The sequence below is a fragment of the Streptomyces sp. NPDC001787 genome (assembly GCF_040297465.1).
In the GTDB taxonomy this organism is placed as follows: Bacteria; Actinomycetota; Actinomycetes; order Streptomycetales; family Streptomycetaceae; genus Streptomyces.
The window spans coordinates 216431-243258 of record NZ_JBEOZE010000002.1 but is presented as its reverse complement, the minus strand read 5'-3'; the positions used below and the strand labels follow the sequence as shown (position 1 = coordinate 243258).

The window sequence follows — 26828 nt, the reverse complement described above, 5'->3', positions numbered from 1 at the left end:
CCGAACGGGTGGCAGCGGTCGGCCATTCGGGCCTCCCGGTCACCACTCGCCCCCTCTGGCCCGTTTTCTTCCCCCCTGATCGGCCGCCACGCCTGTCGGGTGTCTCGATGTCGTCTCGAAGACATCTCGATCGCTGCCGTGTTCGAGATGTCCGGAACCGTTCGCTCCGCCCCGCGCGCCCCGTACGGGCGGCCACAACGGACCGCCCGTACGCTCCCGTCCGCTGTCCGGGTCACCCGCCGGCGGGCGGTGCAGCCTCTTCCGCGCCGGGCCGTGCGGTCTCCTCCGCGCCGGGCAGTGCGGCCTCCTTCGCCGCCTCCGGACCCTGTCCCAGCAGCACGGCGAAGCCGTCCTCGTCGAGCACGGGCACCTTGAGCTGCATCGCTTTGTCGTACTTCGAGCCGGGGTTGTCCCCCACCACCACGAAGGCGGTCTTCTTCGAGACCGATCCGGCGACCTTCGCCCCCCGGCTCTGCAACGCCTCCTTCGCGCCGTCCCTCGTGTACGAGGCCAGCGTGCCGGTGACGACGACGGTGAGCCCTTCGAGCGGTCGCGGACCCTCGTCCTCCCCGGCGCCCTCGTCCTCCATCCGGACTCCGGCCTCCCGCCACTTGCGCAGGATCTCGCGATGCCAGTCCTCGGCGAACCACCGCTTCACCGAGTCGGCGATGATGGGACCGACCCCATCGGCGGCGGCCAGCTCCTCCTCGGACGCCTCGTCGATCCGGTCGATGGAGCGGAACTGACGGGCCAGCTCCTGGGCGGCCACCGGGCCGACATGACGGATGGAGAGCCCCGTCAGGATCCGGGCCAGCGGAGCCTGTTTCGCCGCGGCGATCCCCTCCAGCATCGCGAGGGCGTTCTTCTTCGGTTCGCCCTGCTGGTTGGCGAAGACCGTCGCGATCTTCTCCTCGCCGGTCCTCGGGTCGCGCTTGGGCAGCCCGCTGTCCTGGTCGAGGACATAGGCCCGGATCGGCAGCAGCCGGTCCACGGTCAGACCGAAGAGGTCGCCCTCGTCCTGCAGCGGCGGCTCGGCGGGCTCCAGCGGTCTGGTCAGCGCGGCGGCCGCGACGTAGCCGAAGTGGTCGATGTCCAGGCTCTTGCGGCCCGCCAGATAGAAGATCCGCTCCCGCAACTGGGCGGGGCAGGAGCGCGCGTTGGGGCAGCGGAGGTCGATGTCGGCCTCCTTCATGGGGCGCAGCTCCGTGCCGCACTCGGGGCACTCGGAGGGCATCACGAACGCCCTCTCCGTGCCGTCGCGCAGATCGACGACCGGGCCGAGGATCTCCGGGATGACCTCGCCCGCCTTGCGGATCACCACCGTGTCGCCGATCAGGACGCCCTTCGCCTTGACCACGTTCTGGTTGTGCAGGGTGGCGAACTCGACCTCGGAGCCCGCCACCTCGACCGGTTCGACCTGGGCGTACGGGGTGACGCGGCCGGTGCGGCCGACGCCGACCCGGATGTTCACCAGCTTGGTGTTGACCTCCTCCGGGGCGTACTTCCAGGCGATCGCCCAGCGCGGGGCACGCGAGGTCGAGCCGAGCCGGCCCTGGAGCGGGATCTCGTCGAGCTTGACGACCACTCCGTCGATCTCGTGCTCCACGGAGTGCCGGTTCTCGCCGAAGTACGCGATGAACTCCCGTACGCCGTCGAGCGTGTCCACGACCCTGTTGTGCCGGGCCGTGGGCAGGCCCCATTCGCGCAGCAGCTCGTAGGCGTGCGAGAGGCGGTCGATCTCGAAGCCCTCGCGGGCGCCGATGCCGTGCACCACCATGTGCAGCGGTCGGGTCGCGGTGACCCTGGGATCCTTCTGGCGCAGGGAACCCGCCGCCGCGTTGCGCGGGTTGGCGAAGGGCTTGTCCTCGGCCGCCACCAGACGGGCGTTGAGCTCCTCGAAGCCCTCCATCGGGAAGAAGACCTCGCCCCTGATCTCGACGAGGGCCGGGATCCGGTCCCCCTTCAGCCGGTGCGGGATCTCCGAGATCGTCCGGACGTTGGGGGTGATGTCCTCGCCGGTACGGCCGTCGCCGCGGGTCGCCGCGCGGGTCAGCAGGCCGTTCTCGTAGGTGAGGTTGACGGCAAGCCCGTCGATCTTGAGCTCGCACAGGAAGTGGTGGTCCGTGGTGCCGACGTCCTTGGCGACGCGCTCGGCCCAGGTCGCCAGCTCCTCGTCGTCGAACGCGTTGTCCAGGGAGAGCATGCGCTCCCGGTGCTCCACGGAGGTGAACTCCGTGCGGTACGGACCGGCGACCTTCTGGGTCGGGGAGTCCGGTGTACGCAGCGAGGGGTGCTGGTCCTCCAGGGCCTCCAGCGCGCGCAGCATCCGGTCGAACTCCGCGTCGCTGACGACCGGCTGGTCGTTCACGTAATACCGGAAGCGGTGCTCCTCGACCTGCTCGGAGAGCCGCGCGTGCTCCTCCTGCGCCTCCGCCGGAACTGTGCCCGCCTGCTCTGCCCGGTGTTCGCCGGCCATCATCCCGTCCTCCCGTTGGCCCGTCGTCCCCATCACTCAGGGTTGTCTGCGAGCGATCTCGCCGCCCTGGCGCAGTGGGCGAGCGCGGCGCGGGCGTACGCGGGGGATGCCCCCGCGAGCCCGCACGACGGAGTGATCACGACGGACTGGGTGAGAGTCCCCGGATTCAGCCCCAACCTGCTCCACAGCGTCCTGACCCCCATGACGCTACCGCCCGGGTCCGACAATCCGGCCGAGGCCGCATCGGTGCCGGGCACCACTCCGAGGAACAGCTGGGTGCCGCCCTCGACCGCTTCCCCGATCGTCTCCTCCTCACGCTCGGTGAGCAGGGAGAAATCGAAGGAGATCCCGTCGGCACCGGCCCGGCGCAGCAGCGCGAACGGCACCTCGGGGGCGCAGGAGTGGACGATCCCCGGCCCGTCGCCGCGGACGGCGAGCACCTCGCGCAGGGTGGCCTCGACGACCTGGCGGTCCACGGCCCGGTAGGTGCGGTAGCCGCTCGCGGACCGGACCCGCCCCAGCAGTACGGCGGTCAGGGACGGTTCGTCGAGCTGGAGCACGACCTGGGCTCCGGGCACCCGGCGGCGTACGTCGGCCAGGTGCGCGCGCAGCCCCTCGGCCAGCGAACCGGCCAGGTCGCGGCAGGCGCCGGGGTCACCGAGCATGGCCTCGCCGCCCCGCAGCTCCAGGGCCGCCGCCAGGGACCACGGACCGACGGCCTGCACCTTGAGCAGCCCCTCGTAGCCCTGGGTGAACTCCTCCAGGGCGTCCAGGTCCTCACCGAGCCAGGACCGGGCCCGCTTGGTGTCACGGCCGGGCCGGTCGCTGATCCGCCAGCCGCTCGGCTCGACATGGCCGTACATCTCGACGAGCATCCCGATGGTCCGCCCGATCATGTCGGCGCCCGGACCGCGGGCCGGCAGCTCCGCCAGATGCGGCATCCCCTGACCGTCCGCGAAGGAACCGGTGACGGTCTTCGCCGCCTCCCGCGCGTCTCCCCCGGGCATGGACCCGACCCCGGTCGCCGGACACCCGCTGAACTTGCTCTTCTCGCTCACCCGGGAAGCCTACGGGTGCGGGGCGACAGGCCGGCTCTCAGCGTCCGGGGCGGACGGTGAGGTCGTTGACCTCGGCGTCGCGCGGGAGGTCGAGCGCCATCAGGATCGTGGTGGCCACGGACTCCGGGTCGATCCAGCGGGTGGCGTCGTACTCCTTGCCCTCCTGCTGGTGCACCTTGGCCTGCATGGGGCTGGCGGTGCGCCCGGGGTAGACGGAGGTGACCCGGACCCCGTTGCCGTGCTCCTCGTGGCGCAGCGAGTCGGCGAGGGCCTTCAGGCCGTGCTTGCTCGCGGCGTACGCGCCCCACTCGGCGTGCGCCTGGAGCCCGGCGCCCGAGTTCACGAAGACCACATGGCCCTGGGCGACGCGCAGTTGCGGCAGCAGGAGGCGGGTGATCTCGGCGGGGGCGACGAGGTTGGCGTTGAGCTGGAAGTGCCAGGCCTTGGGGGTGAGCTCGCCCACACGGCCGAGTTCCACGACTCCGGCGATGTGCAGCAGCGAGTCGATCCGCTCGGGCACCGTCTGCTGGCCGAACGCCCAGGAGAGCCGGTCCGGGTTGCCGAGGTCGCCGACCAGCGTACGGGCTCCGGGGTGCAGTCCGGCGAGTTCCTTCGCCCGGCCCGCGTCCCGGGCCAGCAGGACGATCTCGTCACCGCGTTCCAGGAGACGGCGGGCGACGGCTGCTCCGATGCCGGAGCCGGCACCGGTGATGAGGTGGGTAGACATGTGCCGATCCTCCCATCACCGGGCCCGGCGCACCGGGGCGGCCCGTCACCGCTGCCCGGCGGACTCCTCCAGGTAGGCGAGCGCGCCGACACCGTCCTTGGCGAAGAAGACCAGGTCGGTGAGGGGAAGCGGCAGGAAGCCCTCGTCCTCCATGCGCTGGAACTGCTGGCGCAGACCGTCGTAGAAGCCCGCCGTGTTCAGCAGGACGATCGGCTTGGCGTGCTTGCCGTGCTTCTTGAGCTCCAGGATCTCGGTGGCCTCGTCGAGCGTCCCGGTCCCCCCGACCATGATCACGACCGCGTCGGCCTTCGCCAGGAGCAGCGCCTTGCGCTCGGCCAGATCGCGGGCGATCACCATCTCGTCGGCGTTCGTCCGGGCGCGGTCGGCCAGGAAGTCCACCGACACGCCGACGAGCCGCCCGCCCGCCTCCTGGACCCCGTCGGCGACGACCTTCATCAGCCCGCTCTCCGAACCGCCCCAGACCAGCGTGTGGCCTCCTCTGCCGAGCAGTTCGGCGAACTCCCTGGCGGGCACGGTGTAGCGGTCGTCGAGGTCGGCGGCGGAGAGAAAGACACAGATGTTCATGCAGCCACCGTACGATCCGCCACTGACAGCCCACCGACCCGGGGAAGAATTCGGGCCACCGGACCGCTGCAACGGGCATGACTTCCACTCCAGGACACCGCATCACCGTCGAGCCGGGCACCGAGCACGTCCGGGCGGTGCACGACGGACGGGTGCTGGCCGAGAGCCGCCGCCCGCTCGTGCTGCGCGAGACGGGCTGCCCGGTCCGCTACTACCTGCCGCCCCAGGACGTCCGCACCGAGCTGCTCACGGCCTCGGAGACCAGCACCCACTGCCCGTTCAAGGGCGACGCCGCCTACTGGTCGGTGCCGGGTGCCGCCGATCTCGTCTGGGCCTACCCCGACCCGAGGCCCGAAGTCGCCGCGATCAAGGACCACTTCTGCTTCTACGCGACCGAGCGGGTGACCGGGTAGCAGCCCGGGGACGCCGACGGGGGCCCCGGCCACCGGCGACCCCGTGGCCGGAGGCCGGCCCGCGAACAGGGCCGGCGGGAGCGTCAGGAAAGCCGCACCGGAGGGCCCTGGCAGACTCCCCCGGAAATTCTCCGGCGGCGGCGATGAGTTCTCGGCGCCGCCGGAGTCAGCCGTCACATGGACAAGACTCTCTCCGCCGACGGCACCCCGATCGCCTACCGCCGCCAGGGCGACGGGCCCCCCGTCGTCCTGGTGGGCGGGGCGCTGAGCACGGCGGCCACCGAGGCGCCCCTCGCGGCCCTGCTGGCACCGCGCTTCACCGTCGTCACGTACGACCGCCGGGGCCGGGGCGCCAGTGGCGACGGCGGCCGGTACGCGGTGCGGCGGGAGACCGAGGACCTGGCCGCGGTCGCGGGCGCGGTGGGCGAGCGGGTCTCCGTCTTCGGCATGCTGTCCGGCGGCGCCCTGGCCCTGGAGGCACAGGCGGCGGGGCTGCCGGTGGATCTGCTCGCGGTCTACGAACCCCCGTACACCCCGGGCCCGTCCGGCCTGGTGCACAAGGCCCGCCACACGGACCGGCTGCACCGGTTACTGTCCGCCGGGGATCTCGGCGGAGCCGTGGAGCTGCACCTGTCCACGACCGGCGTCACGCCCGGGATGATCGCCCGGATGCGGCGGGCACCGATGTGGCCCGGCCTGGAGTCGGTGGCGCACACCCTCGCGTACGACGACGCGGTCCTGGGCAACGGCGCGCTCCCGGCCGAGCGGCTGGCGTCCGTCACCGCACGCACGATGGTCGTCGTCGGCGGCTTCAGCCCCCTCCAGGCCCGCGACACGGCCCGCGGCCTCGCGGACGCACTGCCACGCGCCCGCCACCGCACCCTGACGGGCCAGACGCGCGAGGTGGCTCCCCAGGTGATCGCCCCGGTGCTGGCGGCCTTCTTCGCCAAGGACGTGTACGCCTGCCGGGCGGCGTAGCCCGTACAGGCTTTTCGGCGCTCTCTCGCCCGGTTCGAGACGGCTTCAGCTGACCGACGTCACCGAATCGCCCCACGCCACAGCTCGGGATCCGCCTCGGCGAACTGCCTCTCGCGTGTTTCGGCGTCGGGAAGCACCCGTCGCACCTGTCGGCGGAACGCCGCACCGTGCCCGGCGACCCGCGCATGGCAGAGTTCGTGAACGAGGACCAGGTCCACCAGTGATGTCGGCAGTTGCAGTACCGCCCAGTGCACCCTGATGGAACCGTCCGGGTCCAGTGCCCCCCAGCGCCGGCCGAGGTCACAGACCTCGACAGGAGGGGGCGGCAGCCCGACCCGCGACGCGTACGACGGCAGCCGACCGATGAGCCAGCGGGTGCCACAGGCTTGATACCACTGAGCGATCAGGCGAGCACCCTCGTCCGGCGTCTTTGGCCGGGGCAGCTCCAGCCAGCCCCGGTACAACCGCACGCGACGCCCTTCACCCGCCGGTACGAGCTTGAGCCGGTGACGGCGGCCCAGATAGGCGAAACTGGTGCCCCCGACGAGTTCCTTGACCGGTTCAGGCGGCCGGTTCCGCCTGCGCCGCACTTCGAGCGCGAGCCGTGGCAGCCGCGACCGTACGGCGTCGGCGACGGCGGCCGGGTCGGCATCCGGCGGCACGGCGAACAGCACGCCGCCGTCGTCGGCCACCTCGATACCGAGGGTGCGCCGCCGGGGCCGGACGACGACCTGCCACGCCCACTCCCCCGGCACGGGAAGCGCTGCGATCGCCTGCTGGACGGGAGTACTCACCGGGCATTCCTACCACCCGGGCCCGGGGCTCCCCGGGCCCGGGGCTCCCCGGGCCCGCCCCACCCGCTGTTCAGTTCTCGGTCCGTCCCCCGTACCGAAGGAAGTCGTCGCGGCGCTCGACCGCCAGCTCCACCAGGAGCCCGGCGAGCGGGCCGGTGTCCTCCCAGTCCAGGGAGACGTGCGTCTCCAGACTGACACGAAGATGCTTGCGGACCCGGTCCCTGGTGTCCATCAGGTGCACGATGTCCGGTGAGCGCACATGTCCGGCGATCTCCACGGTGAGGGCACGGGCGGCTGCCATCAGGTCAGCACCCGGCGGGGTCAGCGCGCCTTCCTCCAACTCCTGCACGAGCAGTCCGTGGACCGGCCGCTCGGTCAACGGGTCGAGTCCGCTGCCGGTACCGGTGTCCTCGGCCTCGTTCGTGTTCATGTCGCCGACCAGCTGGGTGAGCTCGACGGCGGCCTTCTCGAAGTCGTCCTGCATCTGCTGCACGATCTCGTCGAGACGTCGGCTGAAGCGGGTGTAGCGGGCCCGGTCGGAGCCGATCTCCGCCGCGATGCGCACCTTGACCGAACCGGTCATGTAGGAGACCCGGGCACGCGGGTCGCTGTTGGCGTTGACCCGCTCCATGAAATCCGCGGCAGTGAGCTCGATGGGAGGCACTCGCTGCTCAATGTTCGTCACGTTCAGATGCCGTGCCATCAGCTGCCTGATCTTGGCACCGTAGCGGCGCGGGCTGAAGTCGTCACGCCCGTCGAGGTAGCGGCGACGTGCCAGGTACTGAACCTCGCCGAGTAGCCCGGCGAACGCCTCGTACTTCAAGGCCTCAGGTCGTGGCAGCACGGCGTTGAGGGCGGTGAGGAAGTCCCGCGCGAGCTCGTCGAAATCGGCGCGCAGCAAGGGGTCCTCAAGGGCCGCCAACAGGTCCTCCCGCTGTTCCTCCGCCTTGAGGGAGGTGATCCCCTCCCGTTCCAGGAATTCGGAGATGCGCGTGCTCAGATCTGCGAGCAGGGCGTCGGCAGCGGCGTCGGCCTGGAGCAGCAGGCGGTCCCGGACCGGCTGATTGCCCGTGAACGTCTTCTTGTCGAGGTGGTCGACGGACGTGTCGTAGCCGTACAGCTCGCGCAGGTGCGCCTTGTCGTACTCCCCGAGCGAGCGGGCGAGTTCCGGGCCGATCCCGACGAAGTCGACGACCTGGCCCCAACGCTTGTCCCGGTACGGGCGGTTGGTGCGGGCGACGGCTTGGAGCAGCCCCGCGCCGGACAGCGCCCGGTCGAGGTAGAGCACCTGCTCGACGGGGGCGTCGAAGCCGGTGAGCAGCATCGACTGCACGACCAGGAAGGCCATGGGCGCCTCGCCCGGTTCCTCCTGCTCGGCCACCGACGGATCCGGCTGCCGGCTGTCCGGGTGCCAGACCTCCCCCATTCCGCCGGGCGTGCCCAGTCCGGAAGCCGAGGTCCCGTGGGCGGACACCTTCCACGCGGGGTCCTCGGCAGCGGCGAGCGGGTCGCCGATGCCCTTCTGGAAGCGCTCGATGTAGTCGTCCTGCAGGGACTTCGAGGTCCAGCACTTCCATGCCTCGGGGTCCTTGCGCCCACTGTTCGGCTGGGCCTCGGAGATCACCACGGCGGCTTCGATGGACCTGAGCAGGTCCCGGTGAGCGACCAGGTCCAGCAGCTCACGTTCCTCCCCTTCGGCCTCGAAGGCTGCCATCGGATCGTGGATGAGTTCCGGGTCGAGAGCGTCGATCTGCTCCACCAGGCGGTTCCGTGCCGCTATGAGGGCGTCCCTGTACCGGACCGCCGCAAGCCGGGAAACAGCAGCGAGCTGGGCACCGAAGCGGTCGGGCAGCGCGTTCCGCGCCCAGTGCCGCAGCATGTAGTCGGCCTTCGCCTCGATCACGGAGGGCGCTTCGAGGATCTCCTTGCGCCGTGCGAACTTCTCCAGGACGCGCTCGCGCTTCTTGGGGTCGGCAGGCACCTTCTCGTCGAACTCGGCGTCCAGCGCCGCCTTTTCGATCACTTCCAGCGGGACGCTGTACGCCTCGTAGCGCACCGGAACCACGGCACCGTCCCGCTCGGCGTCGCGCAGGGTGTAGAGGTCGGCGAAGGGGCCGAAGATGTCCTCGGTGGTCTTCCGGTCGCCACTGAGGATCGGGGTTCCGGTGAAGCCGACCATCATGGCGTTCGGCAGCATGGCCCGCAGTCGCGCGTGCTGCCACCGGTCCTGGCCCCTGTGGGCCTCGTCGATCAGGACGACGATGTCCGGGCTCGGGTTCTGAACGCGGTTGTACAGATGGCCTTCGCCGTCGTCCCCTCCAGGAAGTTTCTCCTCGCGGCCGTCGTACTCCGAGTCGTCCCTGCGCGCCTTCTGCAGGGTGACGAGTACGAGGTCGGGCACGGGCACCGCGAGGTAGCCGCGCGCCTGCGCCACGCTGGAGGCCCGGTAGATCTTCTGGTTGCTCGCGGCGAGGCTCCCCCGGATCTGCTTCTCCAGGTCGAGCCGGTCCGTCACCACGACGACCTTGTGTTCCCTGAGAGCGGGTGTACTGCGGAGATGGCGTACGAGGAAGGCCATGGTGAGGCTCTTCCCTGAGCCCTGGGTGTGCCAGACGACTCCGCCCCGCTGGTCGACCGGCTCACCGGCGTCGATCTTCCTGCGCCGTTCCAGCAGGCGCTGGGCCAGTTTGTGCACGGCCTTGAACTGCGGGTAGCGGCCAATGATCTTGACGGTACGCTGGCCGCTCCCGGCCTGGGTGGTGAAGTCCCGGACCAGGGACAGCAGATGTGCCGGTCTCAGCACACCGGCCACCAGAATCTCCTGGTCGCTCAGCACGGTGCCGATGCTCTTGCCGGTCTCCTCGCGTACCTGCTCCTCGGTGGCGGGCAGGGTGGTCCGCCAGGGCGCGAAGCGCAGCGAGTCGGCGGTGACGGTGCCGAGCTCGGCGTGGTCCCGGTCCGTCCCGATCAGCACCTGGGCAAAGCGTACGAACTCCGCGACGGGCGCCGGCGCGTCCACGCCCGCGTAGCCGATGACCTGCTCGACGGCCGCGTCCAGCGCCGCGCGCTGTTCCTTCCGGGCGGACACCAGGGGGGCCTTGCACTCGATGACGACCCAGGGCAGACCGTTGACGAACAGGACGATGTCCGGGACGACGGATGCGGCGTTCTTGCGTTCCACCCGGAACTGCGAGACGGCGAGGAAGTCGTTGCCGTTCTCGAACTCACCGTCCCAGTCGACGAGCTTGATGTGTTCGGGCTTGCCCTTGGACCAGCCGGGGACGGTCCGGGAGGGGATCCCCTTGCGCAGAAGGTCGGTCACGTCCAGGTTGCCCGCGACGCCTCTTCCCGGGCTTCCGAATCCCGGCGCCGTGCCCTGGACCCGGGCGAGGAGGTGATCCAGCTGGGCGTCGGAGAGCCAGGTCTTTCCATGGGGGCCGGGGTTGATCCGGGCCACTGCGGCCCGGAACCGTTGCGCGTAGACGACATCCTGGAAGCTCTGACGCCCGGAAGAGCCCGGTTCGGCGGCCGTGCCGCGCGGCGGGCCGCCTTCGAGGTGCGTCCACCCCATGGCGGTCAGCTGCCTGGTCAGCGGCTTCTCGGTCTTGTCGTACTCCGGCTGCCCCATGCCTGGTCTCCCCGCGTGCCCGTCACCGTACGTCCCACCCGCACCCGTATGGGTGTACGTGGAACTCTACCGGCGGGCACCGGATCGACCAGGGGCGGAGGGCAGGGCAGCCGAGCAGCGGCGGCGGTCAGGTCGTGAGCGCCAGCTCGAACCAGATGGTCTTGCCGCCCGAGCCCAATTCCCCTTCCCCTATGGCACATCCGCCCCAGCGATCGGCGACGAGTTCGAGGATGGCCATGCCCCGGCCGGCTTCCGCGTCCGGCCCGGCGGGTGGCGCGTAGGGCTTGGGCAGGTCCGGGCTGAGATCCCAAACGCTGATCCTGAGCACGGGGTGCCGCCACTGGAGCCGTACACCGGCAGGGCCCTGGGCGTACCGCACGGAGTTGGTGGTCAGCTCGGAGGTCAACAGCTCGGCGCGGTAGCTGAGTTCGGCCAGTTCATGGGCGCCGAGGACGGCCCGGAGGGTGGTGCGGGCGATGCGGGGACCGCGCGGGTCGCGGGGGAAGACGAGCTCGTAGCACCAGGGGTCGGCGAAGGGGATGGGGACGGGGTGGAGTACGTACGGGGTGTCGTCGTACGGGGCTCGCGGGGCGTAGGGGGTGGGCTCGGTCCTCACGGGCACCTCCTGGGGTGCGTGCGAGTGGGTGGGTGGGTGAAGCGGGCGTGCGCCAGGTGTGGTTGCGGTTGGTCCGCCGCGAGTGACGGTGGCATTGCCGGTCCGGGGCCTGCCTCCCGGGTGGGCAGAGGGATCGGTGCGCTTCCGTGGATAACGGTGAGCAAGTGGCACTCACCAGAGAGTAGAGGTCGAACCCATAACGGTGCTACCAAGTCACTCCGAAGTGTTAACTTCCCGGTTTCGGTGGACCGCTGCCTTTCCGCCGGAAACACTGTGCGCGGGCCCAGTAGAGAACGAGGACGACACATGGCACCACGACATGCCCCCAACATCCTTCAGCGCCGATTCGGCATCGAGTTGCGGCGGCTCCGAGAAGCAGCTGGCATGACGGCCCCACAGGCCGCGGGCCTATTGGGGACCGATCGGACGGTCATCTCCAATGTGGAGGCCGGGCGGTTCGGTATCAGCGAGGAGCGCCTGCAACGCCTGGGCACCATCTACGAATGCGACGAACCAGATCTGATCGACGCACTGGCGGGGCTGACAGGTGGGCGCAGGACAGGCTGGTGGGAGGAGTACCGAGGCAAGATCCCGCCAGGCTTTCTGGATGTGTCAGCCTTGGAGAACTACGCCGTTCGCCTGCGCACGGTCCAAACAGCGCATCTGCCCGGCCTGTTCCACACCGAAGACCACGCACGCGCCATCTTCGAACTCTTCGTCCCGTCGCTACCACGCCTCGAAGTCGAACTACGGGTGGCGCACCGCTTGGCCCGCCAGTCCGTGATCACGGGGGACCACGGGATCCCGTACTCCGGCGTGATCCACGAAGCCGCAATCAGGATGCAACTCGGTGGCCGCAGTGCTGCACGCGCCCAACTGCTGCACCTGTTGGATGCCAGCGAACGCACCAACGTAACGCTTCAGGTCATCCCGTTCACGGCGGGCGGCTACCCACTCCTCGGTGACTCCTCCGTCCTGTACGCGGAGGCTCCCAATCAGCATCTGGACACAGTGCAGATGGACTCACCGACCGGGGCGGTGTTCATCGACTCCCCCACACAGCTGGCCAACTTCCGCACCAAGCTGGACTTGGTCGAAAAGGTGGCGTTGACTCCTTCCGAGTCCAAGGGCTTTATCCACTCCGTCGCCAAGGAGCTGTAAGAGGTGCCTCACGTGTCCGACCTGCACTGGGTGAAGTCGTCGTTCTCCGACGCAGGGGGGAACAACTGCGTTGAGGTTGCCGCGGTGGAGGGCGATGGCGTGGCGCTTCGGGAGAGCGACAACCCCGGTGTCCTCCTGATAACTAGCCAGTCCGCGCTGCGCGCTCTCGTGCTCGCAGTCAGAAGCGGGACCACCTGACACGTCACTGGACCTTTGTCAACCGGACAACAGGTCCTCGACCACGGAGGCCTGCAGCATCCGAATTTTGCCGATCTGCTGCTTCGCGCTCTCAACAGAGCGGCTGGCAACTCGACACGCCTCGGTGATCTGGCGCTGCTCCTCAAGGCCGACTTGAGGAAAGGGCACCCTAGCGAGGAGCTTCGAGTTGATCGTGTACAGGCCGGAGCTAGTCGTGCAACGTGCACGCCAGTAGCTACGGACCACCGAGGCGTTGAGCCACAGCGCAGCGAACTCGGGAATCACATCGTCGAACCTGAGACGGAAAAGGTGGTTCTGGTAGAGCAGCCCACTCGTCGTTTCGTCAACGACTGCAGCTCTTCCGATCTGTTCGGGATTCGCGTGCCCCTCCACAACGAGCACATCCCCCTTGGCCAGCTCGTAACGAGGACGATCACGCTCCTGAGCCTCCAGAACAGCAATGTCGTCAGCATCGATCCAACCCTTGCGTACGTTCGCCACGCGCAAGTAGCCCACGGCGTTGCGTCGAGGCACCCTGTGCGCTCCGAGCGTGACGCCTGATTGGCGCTCCGCAGACACGCTACCCAGCTCTACAAGCTGGTCCACTCGCTGCTTGAAAAGTGACTCAGCCAGTCCGGAAAGCAGGGCGGTGCGCTTGTCCGCCTGCTTCTGGAGAGCCCCGATCCGCCGCTCGAAAGCAGCGTGCACAGCGACGATCCGGCGCTGCTGTTCGATATCAGGCAGCGGAATCCGAAGTGCCTCAACAAGCGACGCGTTTACCTTCACCATGCTGTCGCTGGTCCCTCGCGCACCACCGCGCACCGCCCGACGCACTGGCTCCGACCTCAGCACCAACTCCAGGTACTCAGGCAGGCACCTGCGTGGATCGGGACGCAACCGCATCATGAGATCGGGATAGATGCACGCGGCGCCGGTGTCCGAGTACCGCCCCACGAGACCAACGAGCTCTCGCGTATTGGCTCGGCTCATCAGCAAGTCGCCATTCTCCAGCTGAGAACGACGAGCAAGTGGTGTATCCGGAACGTTCTTCAACTGGCTTGGCAAGAACCCGTTGTTTCCCAGGCAGCCAAGCCCCAAAGCTTGGAGTCCGGTCCACTCCGGCGTTTCGTGCGGCGAGTACCCATTCTGCGGGCGTTGCTTCAACACACTCCCGAGTGACGCACTTCGGAGGTTCCCTGAGCCTTCGTCAGCGCGCATAACCCAGCTCCCCCAGCCACTTCCGCAGCTCACCCGCGGCCTCGCCGCTCTCCGCTTCCAGGTCCGTCAGCGACACCGCGTACTTGCCCACCCAGTTCCGGAACGCCGCCACCAGCTCGCGCCTCCGCCCAGCCGCCGCCGAGTCCAGGCGACCGGACAGGTCCGCGTCCAGGACCTCCAGCACCACCCACTCCGGGCCGCCCTCCTCCGCGTCCTTCGCCACGTCCCGCGCGGCGCGGAGCTGGGGCAGGAACGTGTCGTCCAGAGACTTCCGCTTCTTCCTGACCGCTGCCAGGGCCTTCTTGCGGGCCGCAGCGTCCCGGGCCAGCGCGGCGATCTTCTCCGGCGAGGCCACCGGAGCGGCGTCCTCCTCCGGCTCGGCGCCGTCCGCCCCCTCCGCGTCCTCGCCCCCCTCCGCCGGCTCCGGCCCCTCCGCCTCGGCCAGCGCCTCCAACGCCGTCTTGTACGCCACATCCGCCTCGGCGACCGCCTTGTCCGCCGCCGTCACCGCGTCCAAGAACTCCGGGATCAACACACGCACGACGGGCTGGTCCATGGCGCGACGGCGGTCGACCGCCGTGACCGTCGTCCTACGGGTCACACTGTCATCGTCAGGGATCACCGGCTCGACGATCGCCTCGACCGAGTCGACCCAGCCGGTCAGCACCCGCTCGAACCCGCCCGCCGCCAGCGCCTTCATGTCGTAGCGGTTGGTGGCCCACCAGTCCGCGATGATGCCGGCCGTGGTGAACTCGTCGATCACGCCGACGGCGCCGATGTCCCGCTTGAACGAGTCCAGCAGCCCACTCCGCAGCTTCATCAGCTCACGGTCGGCCGCCAGCCCCGCGAAGAGCGGTGCGTGGGCCTTCCACCATGCGCCGTACACCTCGTCCAGCTCCGACTTCTTCTTCTCCGCCAGCCACGGGATGCGGGCCGCCGTCGCGTCGGGGCCCTCCGGCAGGAAGTCGTAGTAGTCCGGGTCGGTGTCCCGTACGGCGAACAGCTCCGTCGCGTCCACGCCGAACGAGCGGAACAGCTCGGCCCGGTCCGCGACCTCGGTCACCGGTACGCCGCCGTACAGGTGCGCTCGTACGTCCTGAGGTTCGGCGGGCGGCGAGTTGTCCACCCAACGGCGGATGTTGAGGTTGGCCTCGGCAGCCCGCAGGTCCTCGACCTCGACCGCACGCGAGTACCGGGGGATCTGGCGCCACTGCTGGTACGTGGTGACGATCTTCTCGACGTGCTCCGGGCGGAGTTCGTTCTGGTTCCGGCCCACCGTGAAGTCCCGGTCGGCGTTGATGAACAGGACCTTGCCCGTCCGGTCCTTGTGTTTGCGGTGCGGGCGGCGGAGCACCAGCACGCAGGCCGGGATGCCCGTCCCGTAGAACAGGTTCGGGCCGAGGCCGATGACCGCGTCGATGCAGTCGTCCTTGAGGAGCTGCTCGCGGATGTCACGTTCCTTGCCGCCCCGGAACAGCACCCCGTGCGGCATGACGATCGCCGCCACGCCCTCCTCCTCCAGCACGGCCACCATGTGCTGGACAAACATGAGGTCGGCCTTCTTGCCGCCCTCCGGCGCCCAGTGCTTCATCCGCTTCCCGTGGTCCTCATCGGCCTTCCTGACCAGGGAGGCGTCGTAGTTCAGGGAGAACGGCGGGTTGGAGAGGACCTTGGTGAACCGGCGCAGTCGCGTGGTGCCCGGCTGAAAGTGCAGCGGTTCGGTGAGGGTGTCACCGTGCTGGAGGTCGAACTCCCGGATGCCGTGCAGCACCATGTTCATGCTGGCCATGGACCAGGAGGGGCCGTTCTTGTCCTGCCCGTTGACCGAGAGATGCGTCGGGTCCTCGCCGTGCTCCTCCACATGCTCGCGGGCCGCGATCAGCATGCCGCCGGAGCCGGCGCACGGGTCGTAGACGGACTCCTGGGCCTTCGGGTCGACGAGCCGGACCATCATGCGTACGACAGCGCGCGGGGTGTAGAACTCCCCGCCCTTCTGCCCGGCCGAGTCGGCGAACTCCCCCAGCAGGAACTCGTAGGCCGCGCCCAGCATGTCGGGGAACTCGAAGTCCTCGTTGCGCAGCCGGTAGAGCGTGAAGTGGCGGATCAGCTGGGACAGTTCGGCGTCGGTGAAACGGGGCTTCGTGCCGACGACCTCGTTGAAGCTGATGTGCGTGGTCACACCGGCGAGACGCTCGTTGCCCTCACTGAGCGCCACCATCGCCTGGTCGAGCCGCTCGCCGACCTGGCTGGTGAGGGTCTGGATACCGGGCGCGGGATTGTTCGGGGCCTCCAGGTCGCGGTGGGGTCCCTTCCACCAGCGCGCCCGGGGCGGTACGTAGAAGACCTGGGTGTACGAGTCCGGGTCGTTGGCCCGCTTCAGCGCCTTCGTCTCGTCCTTCGTCCGGTCCAGGGCCTCCCGGTACACGCGGTCCCACTCGGGCTGGAACTCGTCCGAGGCGCGCTTGAGGAAGAGCATCCCGAAGATGTAGTCCCGGTACTCGGAGGCGTCCATCCGACCACGCAGGATGTCGGCGGCCGAATACAGGTGCCGTTCGAGCTCGGGCAGGGTGATTCTGGCCACGCGCCATTCCTTCGTACGTACGGTGAGCGGATCGGAGTGCTCAGGGAAGCGTAGACGTCCCGCGGATGCGACGCGGACCGATGGCCGGATCGGGCGGGCTCCCGCGCGATCAGGCGTCCACGATTTCGAGACTCACCAGCAGCCGCCAGACATCGGTGGACGGGTCACGGTCGAGGACCGGGCAGTCGTCGGCGTGGCCCGAGTGCGGGATCAGTGGATCGGGGCGCTCCGGAGCGCCCTCCCACTGGTGGCGGTCCTTCCGGGTGGACTTTGCCTTGCATGCGCCATGCTCGCACTGGGCGACCAGGCCCCGCGCATGGCTGACGGCGGCGGACTCCTTCTTCGTCAACGCCGCGCGACGCCCGTCCTTGACGCTCTTGTCGTTCCGTTTGTCGAAGTTCTTGAACGCCGGGTCCGCCTGCCGCAGCGTTTCCACCACGTGTTCGCTGCTGCCGCTGCGCCTGCCACCGAACGCCTGGAAGTGGAGCAGCAGCCACAGGTCGAACGACGGGTGCGAGAAGCAGACCTCGGTGCCCTGCTCGGCCGCCAGATCCAGGGCCTCGGGGATGTCGTGGTGCTGGTCACGGTCGAAAAGGGCCCAGGCCTCGTCCTCCTCCGCCTTGGCCTGAACCTGGGCGACCACTCTGGCCGGTGTCAGTCCGTTCTTGGCGTACACCGGCTGGATACGGAACCGTCGTCCGCCGGTGACGCTGCCGTCCCCGAAGCGTTCGTTGAGGTAGTTGAGGTAGTCCGGCTCGGTGGACTCGCCCTCGCAGCCGACGTACAGCACCCGTTGCGCCCGCGTATCGGCCGGTAGCGGTGGCGCGGGGGCCACCAGCGGCTTCTCCTCGCCCTTGCGGCTCTTACGCTTCCGCCGGGGCTGCTCGTCCGTCTGCCCCTGGTGGTCGTGCTGTACCTGCTGCCCGCCCCACGTACTCACGCTGTTGCCTTCTCCTCCTGCCAGGACAGTTCGCGGGCGATCTCCCCCGCGCTGACTCGGGGTACCCCGCCGTAGCGCCCGCGCAGATAGCCGCGCTCCAGGTTCTCGCCGTCCTTCGGGTGGGCGGCGGTCAGCGGATAGATCTCCGTCGCACCCGACCGGCCCTTGGCCGCGATCCAGACCTGGTCGAGGCCGAGCGGCCGGTCCAGCACCTCACTGCCGAGGAGGGTGGCGTCGTGCGTGGTGAAGATCAGCTGCGCGTTGCGCGGGTTGGCCTTCGGGTCCTGGAAGATCCGCACGACCTCAGCCGCCAGCGTCGGGTGCAAGGAGGAATCCAGCTCGTCCACGAGCAGCACCGCCCCCTTGTCGAGCACGGTGAACATCGGCCCGAGGAAGGCGAACCAGGCGTGCGTGCCGAAAGACTCCTCGGTCAGGAAGTCCAGCGGGGTATCGGTTCCGTCCCCCGTGCGGTGCCGCAGCCTGACCGCCCCGGTATCCGGGTCGACTTCCATGCCGGTGACGCCGAGATCGGCGGCGGCCAGCAGATGCAGGACCCGCTCGCGGTATCCGTCCTTCGCGTTCTGCTCGATGAGGTCGAGGGTCCACCTGGTGCGGTGCCCGACGTCCTCGCCGGGCGTCACGAGCCACAGGTTGTCCAGGAACCACCGGTGCAGGGCGGAGAGTTGGGGATCGTTCAGCGTGGCGGCGGTGGACAGGAACAGGGCGTCCTCGCGGGTGACGGACACCAGGAGCTCGCGATTGCCCTTGAAGCCCTCGCCCTCGAAGACGAACTCCCCGCCCTCCTCATCGGGACGGCCCGCTTCCCGGTCGAACCAGGTCTCCCGCTCGCCCCCGGGGTAGGCGTGCAGCCATTCGGCCTCGACGCGCTCGTCCGAGAGCTCGAAGCCGTAGGTGAAGCGGGTACCGCTGCGGCCGAGGGAGAGGTCGACCTCGTACAGACTGGTCTCCTCCGCGCACGCGGGGTCGAGCTTGAAGGGCTCGCGGGGCACACCGGGCAGCTTCGTCCAGTCGGCGAACGATGTGCGGACCGCGTGACGCATGTCGGACAGCGCGCTCAGCATGTTGCTCTTGCCCGCAGCGTTGGAACCGAAGATGCCCAGGACCGGCAGAGCGGACACGTCGTGCCCGTCATGGCGGAGTCCGGTCACTCGGGCGTTGCCGCCACCGTGATCCCGTCCGATGAGCGACAGCTCGCACTCATCACGGATCGAGCGGTGATTGGCCACCCGGAAACGCAGCAGCACCCTCGGCCTCCCGGCAGGACGGGGAGGCGGACCCCGTCGTACGTACACCACCTGCGGACGATCCGCAGGTGCAGCCTATGACGCCTGTCCGACCGGTGCCAGCCCTGCAGACGGGTCAGCCCGCTACCACCGTCTCGCGCCGCGCCGTCGTCGCGATCGTGGCCGAGCCGACCACCCGGGTGCCGTCGTACAGCACGACGGCCTGGCCGGGGGCCACGCCCCGTACCGGCTCGGTGAAGGTGACGTGCAGCGTGCCGTCCACGAGCTCGGCGCCGGCCTCGGTCTCGCCGCCGTGGGCGCGGAGCTGGGCGGTGTAGGTGCCGGGGCCCACCGGGGGCGTGCCGCACCAGCGGGGCTTGATGGCGGTCAGCGAGGTCACGTCGAGGGCCTCGACCGGGCCGACGGTGACGGTGTTGTTCACCGGGGAGATGTCCAGGACGTAGCGCGGCTTGCCGTCTGCCGCGGGGCGGCCGATCCGCAGGCCCTTGCGCTGGCCGATGGTGAAGCCGAAGGCGCCGTCGTGGGTGCCCAGCTTCGTACCGGACTCGTCGAGGATGTCGCCCTCTGCCCTGCCGCCGAGGCGGTCGGCCAGGAAGCCCTGGGTGTCGCCGTCGGCGATGAAGCAGATGTCGTGGCTGTCGGGCTTCTTGGCGACGGCGAGGCCCCGGGCCTCGGCCTCGGCCCGGATCTCGTCCTTGGTGGTGAGGGTGTCGCCGAGCGGGAACATCGCGTGGGCGAGCTGCTTCTCGTCCAGGACGCCGAGGACGTAGCTCTGGTCCTTGGCCATGTCGGAGGCGCGGTGCAGCTCGCGGCTGCCGTCCTCGGTGAGCACGACCGTGGCGTAGTGGCCGGTGCACACGGCGTCGAAGCCGAGCGCGAGAGCCTTGTCGAGCAGCGCGGCGAACTTGATCTTCTCGTTGCAGCGCAGGCACGGGTTGGGGGTGCGGCCGGCCTCGTACTCCGCGACGAAGTCCTCCACGACGTCCTCGCGGAAGCGCTCCGCCAGGTCCCAGACGTAGAAGGGGATGCCGATGACGTCCGCCGCGCGGCGGGCGTCGCGGGAGTCCTCGATCGTGCAACAGCCGCGCGCCCCGGTACGGAAGGACTGCGGGTTCGCGGACAGGGCGAGGTGGACACCGGTCACGTCGTGGCCCGCCTCGGCGGCGCGGGCCGCGGCGACGGCGGAGTCCACACCGCCCGACATCGCGGCGAGCACTCGGAGGGGGCGCTGGGAAGTATGGGTCATAGCCTCTCCAGGGTACGGGTCGCCGGGAACCGAACGCTCGCGGATATGCGTTGTCGCTCACATGGGGACCAAGGGAAACGGCCGGGCTTCGCGGAAGAGGCCGGCGCCCGGCATCAGCAGGCGCGCCCTGCTGATCGGCGGCGGTGTGACGGCGACGGGTGCCGTCGTGCTGGCCCGTGACGAACTCAGGCACGTCTGGTGGCGGGTGCCCGGCGTGGAGAAGCCCCGCAGGCCGGGCGAGCTGGACTACGCGGGCGCCCAGTGGGTCGCGGCCTCGGAGGCGAACTGGCGGCGCGCGGACCGCCCCGACGACTACGGCATCGACCGCGTGGTCATCCATGTGACCCAGGGCAGCTTCGCCAGCGCGGTCCGGGTCTTCCAGGACCCCGCCCATGGGGCCGCCTCGCACTACGTGGTGCGCAAGGACGGACATGTGGCGCAGATGATCCGTGAGCTGGACGTGGCGTACCACGCGGGGAACCGGTCGTACAACGAACGCAGCGTCGGCATCGAGCACGAGGGCTTCGTGGACCGCCCCGGGGACCTCACCAAGGAGATGTACGAGTCGTCGGCGCGGCTGACGGCCGCGATATGCGGGCGGTACGGCATCCCCCTGGACCGCGAGCACATCATCGGGCATGTGGAGGTGCCCGGCACGGACCACACCGACCCCGGTCCGCACTGGGACTGGGACCGCTATCTGAAGCTGGTGCGGCGGGCCGCGACGACGAGGCCGGCGGAGCCCGCGAAGCCCTCGGGCTCCGGGGCCGCGTGATCCGGTCCTCGTAGCGGCCCCGGGGCTCAGGGCCTCGCAGCGGCCCCGGGCCTCAGCTGAGTCCGGCGGTCCTGGCGCGCTCCACCGCCGGGCCGATGGCGCGTGCGAGGTCCTCGACGTCCTGCCGTGCGGTGGTGTGGCCGAGCGAGAAGCGCAGGGTGCCCCGGGCCAGGTCGGGGTCGGTGCCGGTGGCCAGCAGGACGTGACTGGGCTGGGCGATCCCGGCGGTGCAGGCCGAACCGGTGGAGCACTCGATGCCCTGAGCGTCCAGCAGCAGCAGGAGCGAGTCGCCCTCGCAGCCGGGGAAGCCGAAGTGGGCGTTGGCCGGCAGGCGCCCGCCCGGGTCCGGGTCGCCGCCGAGGACGGCGTCCGGAACGGCCCGGCGCACGGCGGTGATCAGGTCGTCCCGGAGCGCGCCGACACGGTGCGCGAAGTCCTCGCGCCGCTCGGCCGCGAGCCGGCCGGCGACGGCGAACGCGGCGACGGCGGGCACGTCCAGGGTGCCGGAGCGCACATGGCGCTCCTGCCCGCCCCCGTGCAGCACGGGTACGGGGGTGTATTCGCGGCCCAGGAGCAGCGCGCCGATCCCGAACGGGCCGCCGATCTTGTGCCCGCTGACGGTCATCGCGGACAGCCCGGACCGTGCGAAGTCGACCTCCAGCTGGCCGAAGGCCTGTACCGCGTCGGCGTGCATGGGGATGCCGAACTCGCGGGCGATGGAAGCCAGTTCGCGTACCGGCATGACGGTGCCGATCTCGTTGTTGGCCCACATCACGGTGATCATCGCGATGTCGTCCGGGTTGCGCAGAACGGCCTCGCGCAGGTCCTCGGGGTGCACCCGCCCGTGGCGGTCGACGGGGAGGTATTCGACGGTCGCCCCCTCGTGCTCGGCGAGCCAGTCGACGGCGTCCAGGACGGCGTGGTGCTCGACGGGGCCGGCGAGGACCCTCGTGCGCCGGGGGTCGGCGTCGCGGCGGGCCCAGTAGAGGCCCTTCACCGCGAGATTGTCGGCCTCGGTGCCGCCGGAGGTGAGGACCACCTCGCTGGGGCGTGCGCCGAGGGCGTCGGCGAGGGTCTCTCTGGACTCCTCGACGGTACGGCGGGCCCGGCGCCCGGCGGCGTGCAGGGAGGACGCGTTGCCGGTGACGGCGAGCTGGGCGGTCATCGCCGCGATCGCCTCCGGAAGCATCGGAGTGGTCGCTGCGTGGTCGAGGTAGGCCATGGTGGGCTCGATTCTACGAGCCCCCGGCGGGACGGACGCCGGTGCGTCGCACACCGGCGTCCACGCACGGTCCGCGGACGGTGTGCGAGCGGTCCGCGGGCACTGCCCGGAGGGATGTACTCCGGTGATGCCCGGAGGGATCACGTCCGCCCGCGTCGGCCGCCGGATCGGGCCCCGGCCCCCGCAGCGGCACGCCGCCTCAGCCGCGCGGGGCCTTCGCCAGCTGGCGGGACTGGGCGACCAGGCGGTCCGCGCTGTCCCAGACCTCCGCGTCCTCCTCCAGGAAGCCCCCGGCGAGGTTGCGCGTGGTGATGGAGACCCGCAGCGGGCCCGGGGCCGGGCGGCAGCGGATGTGGGCGGTGAGCTCGACGGTCGGGGTCCAGCCCTTCAGGCCCAGCTCGAACGAGGTCGGCGGCAGCGCGTCGACGGTGAGCAGCAGGGACAGCGGGTCCGCGTCACGGCCGTCCGCCAGGCCGAACCAGCCGCGCATCTCGCCCCTGCCGGACGGCGCGCCGACGGCCCAGCCGACCGTCGCCGGGTCGAGCCTCATGTCGAGCCGCTCGGTGATCGCCCAGTTGCCGGGGATCGGGGCCGGGCCGTCGGCCGGGCCGAGGCAGTGCTCCCGGGGCGGCATGGCGGGCGGCTCGACCGACGTACGGACCTCGTCGGTGAGGGCGTCCAGGTCGCCGTAGGTGGCCAGGACCCGGATGCGCTCGACCTCGGTGCCGTCGTCCGCGAACTGGAAGAGGGAGGCCGAACCGGTGGAGAGGCCGCGGCCGGCCCGGACGACCTGGGTCCTGATCACCGCGGGGCCGGGCACGGAGGCGGTGAGGTAGTGCGCGGAGACCGAGAACGGGTCGGGGTGCGGCAGCGCGTCCCCCAGGGCACGGCCGAGCAGGGCCAGCAGATAGCCGCCGTTGACGGCGCCCATGATGGTCCAGCCCGCGGAGAGATCGGCGTCGTGGACGCCTTCCTCGCGGAGCGTGACAGCGGTGTCGCGGTCGAACTCGCTGTCCCCGATGGTCGCCTGCGTGGTCCGCGTGCTCTGCGCCGCCTGCGCTGCTGCCTGTGCCATGCCATGCACCGTACACCGATCGCATTACTGAGCGGTAGCTTTTGAGCTTCCCGTCAACCCGCCCCGCCGTCCTCGGCCGTGGCCGAACGCCGGTTGTAGGCGCGCGGGGCCCGCCAGTGGAAGCGCATCGCCAGCAGCCTCAGGGCGAACGCGGCGATCACCGCGGTACCGCTGGTGAACGCGTTGAGGATGTCGAAGCGGATGCACAGGACGACCATGGCGGCGCCGACGATCGCGGGCACCGCGTACAGGTCCCGGTCCCAGCGCAGCAGCGAGGGCACCTCATTGGCCAGCACGTCCCGCAGCACACCGCCGCCGACCGCGGTGGCCAGGCCGAGGGCCGCCGACGCGGTGAGGCCGAGGCCGTAGTCGTACGCCTTGACCGTCCCGGTGACACAGAACAGGCCGAGCCCCGCCGCGTCGAAGACGTTGACGCCGACCTGGATCCGCTCCACGTGGGGGTGCAGGAAGAACACCAGCACGGCGGCGAGCAGCGGCGTCGTGAAATAGCCGAGATCCGTGAAGGCGGCCGGCGGGATCGCGCCGATCATCACGTCACGGAACAGCCCTCCGCCCAGCGCGGTCACCTCGGCGAGCACCGCGATGCCGAAGACATCGAAGTTCTTGCGTACGGCGAGCAGTGCGCCGGAGATCGCGAAGACGAAGATCCCGGCGATGTCGAGCGCATGCTGGACGGAGGGCGTGAACAGTTCGTTGAGCACCGGGCAATTGTGCCGGTACTACCCCTTCGGACCGTCCTCCGCCGGTGCGGCGACGGGCGCTTCGGCCTGTCCCGGCACCTTCGCGGGCTTCTCCTCGGGGGCCTCCGGCGCGTCGCCCTCCGCGGTCTCCACCGCCTCGGCCGCCACCGTCTGCGTGCCGGTGACCGCGTCGATGCCCGTGGCCAGGGTCTGCTCGACCGTCCCGGCCTCGATCTCCGCCGTGAAGTGGCAGGCCACCTTGTGCCCGTCGCCGGTGTCCAGCAGCGGCGGGCGCTCCGTGGCGCACTTGGTCTCCTGCACCCACGGGCAGCGCGTGTGGAACCGGCAGCCGGCCGGCGGGTTCGCCGGGGAGGGCAGGTCGCCGTGGAGCAGGATCCGCTCGCGGCGGTCCTCGACCTCGGGGTCGGGCACCGGGACCGCCGACATCAGCGCCTTGGTGTACGGGTGCCGGGGCCCCGCGTACAGCGCGTCGCTCGGGGCCTCCTCGACGAGCCCGCCGAGGTACATCACCCCGATGACGTCCGAGATGTGCCGGACCACGGCGAGGTCGTGCGCGATGACCAGGTAGGTCAGACCCAGCGACTCCTGGAGCTCCTCCAGCAGGTTGATCACCTGCGCCTGGACCGACACGTCGAGCGCGGACACCGGCTCGTCGCAGATGATCACGTCCGGCTCCAGCACCAGCGCGCGGGCGATGCCGATGCGCTGGCGCTGGCCGCCGGAGAACTCGTGCGGGTAGCGGGACATCGCGTTGGACGGCAGGCCGACCCTGGCGAGGATGGACTCGATCTTCTCCCGGCGCTCCGCCTGGTCCTTGCCGATGCCGTGGGCGGCCATGCCCTCGGCGAGGATGGACTCGATGTTCTGCCGGGGGTTGAGGCTGCCCAGCGGGTCCTGGAAGACCATCTGGAGACGGCGGCGGAAGGCCCGCATCTCCTCGGCCGGCAGCTTCGCCAGGTCGGTGCCGTCGAAGACGACCCCGCCCTCGGTGATGTCGTTCAGCCGCAGCACCGCGCGGCCGAGCGTCGTCTTGCCGCAGCCCGACTCGCCCACCAGGCCGTACGTCTGACCGGCCTCGACGCTCAGCGAGACGCCGTCGACCGCGTAGACGTGACCCACCGTACGGTCGAAGAAGAGGCCCTTCTTGACCGGGAAGTGGACTTTGACGCCGTCCAGTTCGAGAAGGCTCATGCCGGGACCTCCGCCTTGGGCAGGACCGGGTTGACGCAGCGCACCTGGTGTCCGGCCGTGCGTGGTTCGGTCAGTTCGGGGGTGCCGGTGAGGCACTCCATCGTGTAGTGGTCGCACCGGGGTGCGAACGCGCAGCCGTCGGCCCAGGCGATCTTGTCGTTGATGGACCCGCGGATCGGGTTGAGCGGCTCGCCGCGCGGCGCGTCCAGCCGCGGGATGGAGCCGAGCAGCCCGTGCGCGTACGGGTGGGTGGGGTGGGCGAACAGCTCGCGGCGGCCCGCCGATTCCACCGCCCGTCCGGCGTAGAGGACGTTGACCTCGTCGCAGAGTCCGGCGACGACACCGAGGTCGTGCGTGATCATCAGCAGGGCGGTGCCCTCCTGGTCGACCAGTTCCTTCAGGAGCTCCAGGATCTGCGCCTGGATGGTCACGTCCAGGGCGGTCGTCGGCTCGTCGGCGATCAGCAGCCGGGGGGCGCAGGCGACCGCCATGGCGATCAGCGCCCGCTGGCGCATACCGCCGGAGAGCTGGTGCGGATACTCCTTGAGCCGCCGCGTCGGGTCGGGGATGCCGACCCGGTCGAGCAGCGACGCGGCCTCCTTGCGGGCCTTCTCGCCCTTCAGCCCGCGGTGGCGCTGAAGGATCTCGGTGACCTGGATGCCGATCGGGACGACCGGGTTCAGCGAGGAGAGCGGGTCCTGGAAGATCATGGCGAGCCGGCTGCCGCGCAGGTCGCGCAGCTGCCGCTCGTTCATGGTCAGCAGGTTCTGGCCGTCGAACTCGGCACGGCCGCCGACGCGCACGCCCTTGCGGGGCAGCAGGCCCATCAGGGCGAGCGAGGTGACGGACTTGCCGCAGCCCGACTCGCCGACCAGGCCCACGACCCGGCCCTGGTCGACCTCGAAGGAGACGCCGTCCACGGCCGTGGCGTCCTTGCGGCCACGCGCGGTGAAGGTGACGCTGAGTTCCTCAACGGAGAGCAGTGACATGGGACTTCAGCCTCGCAACTTCGGGTCGAGGGCTTCGCGCATGGCCTCGCCGAGCAGGGTGAAGCCGAGGGCGGTGATGATGATCCCGACGGCCGGATAGGCGGCCATCATCGGCTCGTTGTCGAAGAAGCGCTGCGCCTGTGAGAGCATCACGCCCCACTCGGGAACGGCCGGGTCGGGGTTGCCGAGCCCCAGGTAGGACAGGGCCGCGGCCTCGATGATCGCGGTGGCCAGACTCAGGGTGGCCTGGACGATCACGGGGCTCAGCGAGTTCGGCAGGATCTGGGTGAGCACGATCCGCTTGCGCCGGATGCCGACCGCCTTCGCGGCGAGCACGTAGTCGGCGCCGCCCTGGACGAGCATCGAACCGCGCAGCAGGCGGGCGAAGATGGGGATCTGGACCACACCCACGGCGATCATCACGGTGGTCAGCGACTGGCCGAGCACGGCGGCGATGGAGACGGCGAGCAGCAGCGAGGGCAGCGACAGCATGATGTCGGTGCAGCGCATGATCACGGTGTCGACGCGCTGCCCGGCCTTGCCGCCGAGGGTGGCGGCGGCTCCGGAGAGCACACCGACCACGGCGCCGACGATCAGGCCGATGAGCATGGAGACGACACCGACGAGCAGCGTCTGCCGGGCCCCGACGAGCCAGCGGGAGAACATGTCCCGTCCCAGGTGATCCAGGCCGAACCAGTTCTCGCCGCGCATGCCGACGAACTTGCCCTGGTTGGGGAAGACCTCGCTGCGCCAGTTCTGCGCGGTGGCGCCGTGCGGGGCCAGCATCGGCCCGACGACGGCGACGAGGACGAACACGGCGATGATCACCGCGCCGATGATCGCCATCTTGCTGGAGCGCATCCGGCGGAACGCCTCGCGCCACAGGCTCGTTCCGGCGACCGTCTCGGAGCTCTGGGTCAGCTCGGCGAGACGGTCGATCTTGTCTGCCTTGTTGGTCAGGATCGTCACG

At 70.2% G+C, this 26828-nt stretch carries 23 protein-coding genes; 5 read left to right on the top strand and 18 right to left on the bottom strand.

From position 1 onward, the window contains the following. Positions 1 to 232 precede the first annotated feature (232 nt). The 4 genes from ligA to ABT170_RS03690 are packed head-to-tail and all read right to left on the bottom strand — an operon-like array spanning position 233 to position 4846. Positions 233 to 2476, bottom strand: coding sequence for an NAD-dependent DNA ligase LigA (gene ligA, locus ABT170_RS03705; RefSeq protein ID WP_351863809.1), 2244 nt, complete (start codon positions 2474 to 2476; stop codon positions 233 to 235). Positions 2477 to 2508: 32 nt separating this feature from the next. After that, complete coding sequence (locus ABT170_RS03700) at positions 2509 to 3534, bottom strand: methionine synthase (protein WP_329945918.1); 1026 nt, start codon at positions 3532 to 3534, stop codon at positions 2509 to 2511. A 37-nt stretch (positions 3535 to 3571) separates the two neighbouring features. Beyond that, entirely contained in the window at positions 3572 to 4261 is a 690-nt protein-coding gene (locus ABT170_RS03695; RefSeq protein ID WP_266924103.1) for an SDR family oxidoreductase, read from the bottom strand. A gap of 45 nt (positions 4262 to 4306) precedes the next feature. After that, complete coding sequence (locus ABT170_RS03690; RefSeq protein WP_329945919.1) at positions 4307 to 4846, bottom strand: LOG family protein; 540 nt, start codon at positions 4844 to 4846, stop codon at positions 4307 to 4309. Between the two features lie 77 nt (positions 4847 to 4923). Here ABT170_RS03690 and ABT170_RS03685 point away from each other — a divergent pair, with 77 nt between their 5' ends. Together ABT170_RS03685 and ABT170_RS03680 are read left to right on the top strand one after the other, a co-directional pair. Next, positions 4924 to 5259, top strand: a complete 336-nt coding sequence (locus tag ABT170_RS03685; RefSeq protein ID WP_329945920.1) for a DUF427 domain-containing protein — start codon at positions 4924 to 4926, stop codon at positions 5257 to 5259. Positions 5260 to 5436: 177 nt separating this feature from the next. Next, positions 5437 to 6237 carry an alpha/beta fold hydrolase gene (locus ABT170_RS03680; protein ID WP_329945921.1) on the top strand — a complete coding sequence of 267 codons (801 nt, stop codon included), beginning with the start codon at positions 5437 to 5439 and terminating at the stop codon, positions 6235 to 6237. A 59-nt stretch (positions 6238 to 6296) separates the two neighbouring features. On the opposite strand, the gene ABT170_RS03675 is transcribed toward ABT170_RS03680, so the two are convergent. The 3 genes from ABT170_RS03675 to ABT170_RS03665 form a co-directional block, all read right to left on the bottom strand. Further along, positions 6297 to 7031, bottom strand: a complete 735-nt coding sequence (locus tag ABT170_RS03675) for a M48 family metallopeptidase (protein WP_351863803.1) — start codon at positions 7029 to 7031, stop codon at positions 6297 to 6299. 70 nt (positions 7032 to 7101) lie between these two features. Further along, the gene (locus ABT170_RS03670) at positions 7102 to 10659 is read right to left on the bottom strand and encodes a type I restriction endonuclease subunit R (protein ID WP_351863800.1); all 3558 of its coding nucleotides are present in this window, start codon (positions 10657 to 10659) and stop codon (positions 7102 to 7104) included. A 127-nt stretch (positions 10660 to 10786) separates the two neighbouring features. After that, positions 10787 to 11275 carry an ATP-binding protein gene (locus ABT170_RS03665; RefSeq protein WP_351863797.1) on the bottom strand — a complete coding sequence of 163 codons (489 nt, stop codon included), beginning with the start codon at positions 11273 to 11275 and terminating at the stop codon, positions 10787 to 10789. Between the two features lie 306 nt (positions 11276 to 11581). Between ABT170_RS03665 and ABT170_RS03660 the strand changes: the two genes are divergently transcribed. Both ABT170_RS03660 and ABT170_RS03655 read left to right on the top strand, forming a co-directional pair. After that, positions 11582 to 12436 carry a helix-turn-helix domain-containing protein gene (locus ABT170_RS03660; protein WP_351863794.1) on the top strand — a complete coding sequence of 285 codons (855 nt, stop codon included), beginning with the start codon at positions 11582 to 11584 and terminating at the stop codon, positions 12434 to 12436. A gap of 12 nt (positions 12437 to 12448) precedes the next feature. Next, the gene (locus ABT170_RS03655) at positions 12449 to 12634 is read left to right on the top strand and encodes a DUF397 domain-containing protein (RefSeq protein ID WP_351863792.1); all 186 of its coding nucleotides are present in this window, start codon (positions 12449 to 12451) and stop codon (positions 12632 to 12634) included. Positions 12635 to 12652: 18 nt separating this feature from the next. On the opposite strand, the gene ABT170_RS03650 is transcribed toward ABT170_RS03655, so the two are convergent. The 5 genes from ABT170_RS03650 to mnmA all read right to left on the bottom strand — a co-directional run bounded on the left by ABT170_RS03650 (position 12653) and on the right by mnmA (position 19884). Then, positions 12653 to 13423, bottom strand: coding sequence for a restriction endonuclease subunit S (locus tag ABT170_RS03650; protein WP_351863789.1), 771 nt, complete (start codon positions 13421 to 13423; stop codon positions 12653 to 12655). A gap of 418 nt (positions 13424 to 13841) precedes the next feature. Further along, positions 13842 to 16433: a type I restriction-modification system subunit M gene (locus ABT170_RS03645; RefSeq protein WP_351863786.1), complete on the bottom strand. Its 2592-nt coding sequence runs from the start codon at positions 16431 to 16433 to the stop codon at positions 13842 to 13844. Positions 16434 to 16542: 109 nt separating this feature from the next. Further along, positions 16543 to 17373: an RloB family protein gene (locus tag ABT170_RS03640; RefSeq protein ID WP_351863783.1), complete on the bottom strand. Its 831-nt coding sequence runs from the start codon at positions 17371 to 17373 to the stop codon at positions 16543 to 16545. After that, positions 17370 to 18638 (bottom strand): AAA family ATPase, encoded by a 1269-nt coding sequence (locus ABT170_RS03635; protein ID WP_351863780.1) that lies wholly within the window; start codon positions 18636 to 18638, stop codon positions 17370 to 17372. The genes ABT170_RS03640 and ABT170_RS03635 overlap by 4 nt, the downstream gene beginning before the upstream one ends. Before the next feature lie 115 nt (positions 18639 to 18753). After that, complete coding sequence (gene mnmA / locus ABT170_RS03630) at positions 18754 to 19884, bottom strand: tRNA 2-thiouridine(34) synthase MnmA (RefSeq protein ID WP_266924079.1); 1131 nt, start codon at positions 19882 to 19884, stop codon at positions 18754 to 18756. A gap of 61 nt (positions 19885 to 19945) precedes the next feature. On the opposite strand from mnmA, the gene ABT170_RS03625 reads away from it, so the two are divergent. Beyond that, the gene (locus ABT170_RS03625; protein ID WP_329945923.1) at positions 19946 to 20659 is read left to right on the top strand and encodes an N-acetylmuramoyl-L-alanine amidase; all 714 of its coding nucleotides are present in this window, start codon (positions 19946 to 19948) and stop codon (positions 20657 to 20659) included. A 52-nt stretch (positions 20660 to 20711) separates the two neighbouring features. Here ABT170_RS03625 and ABT170_RS03620 read toward each other — a convergent pair whose 3' ends face one another. The 6 genes from ABT170_RS03620 to ABT170_RS03595 all read right to left on the bottom strand — a co-directional run bounded on the left by ABT170_RS03620 (position 20712) and on the right by ABT170_RS03595 (position 26827). Then, on the bottom strand, positions 20712 to 21881 hold the full coding sequence (locus ABT170_RS03620; RefSeq protein WP_329945924.1) for a cysteine desulfurase family protein: 1170 nt from the start codon (positions 21879 to 21881) through the stop codon (positions 20712 to 20714). 199 nt (positions 21882 to 22080) lie between these two features. After that, the gene (locus tag ABT170_RS03615; RefSeq protein ID WP_329945925.1) at positions 22081 to 22956 is read right to left on the bottom strand and encodes a thioesterase family protein; all 876 of its coding nucleotides are present in this window, start codon (positions 22954 to 22956) and stop codon (positions 22081 to 22083) included. A gap of 53 nt (positions 22957 to 23009) precedes the next feature. Beyond that, entirely contained in the window at positions 23010 to 23678 is a 669-nt protein-coding gene (locus ABT170_RS03610) for a trimeric intracellular cation channel family protein (RefSeq protein ID WP_329945926.1), read from the bottom strand. Positions 23679 to 23696: 18 nt separating this feature from the next. Continuing rightward, a complete protein-coding gene (locus ABT170_RS03605) occupies positions 23697 to 24869 on the bottom strand; it encodes an ABC transporter ATP-binding protein (RefSeq protein ID WP_351863774.1) in 1173 nt (390 codons plus the stop codon). Further along, entirely contained in the window at positions 24866 to 25858 is a 993-nt protein-coding gene (locus tag ABT170_RS03600) for an ABC transporter ATP-binding protein (protein WP_351863771.1), read from the bottom strand. The genes ABT170_RS03605 and ABT170_RS03600 overlap by 4 nt, the downstream gene beginning before the upstream one ends. Positions 25859 to 25864: 6 nt before the next feature. Beyond that, on the bottom strand, positions 25865 to 26827 hold the full coding sequence (locus ABT170_RS03595) for an ABC transporter permease (protein ID WP_329945929.1): 963 nt from the start codon (positions 26825 to 26827) through the stop codon (positions 25865 to 25867). Position 26828: the final 1 nt, after the last annotated feature.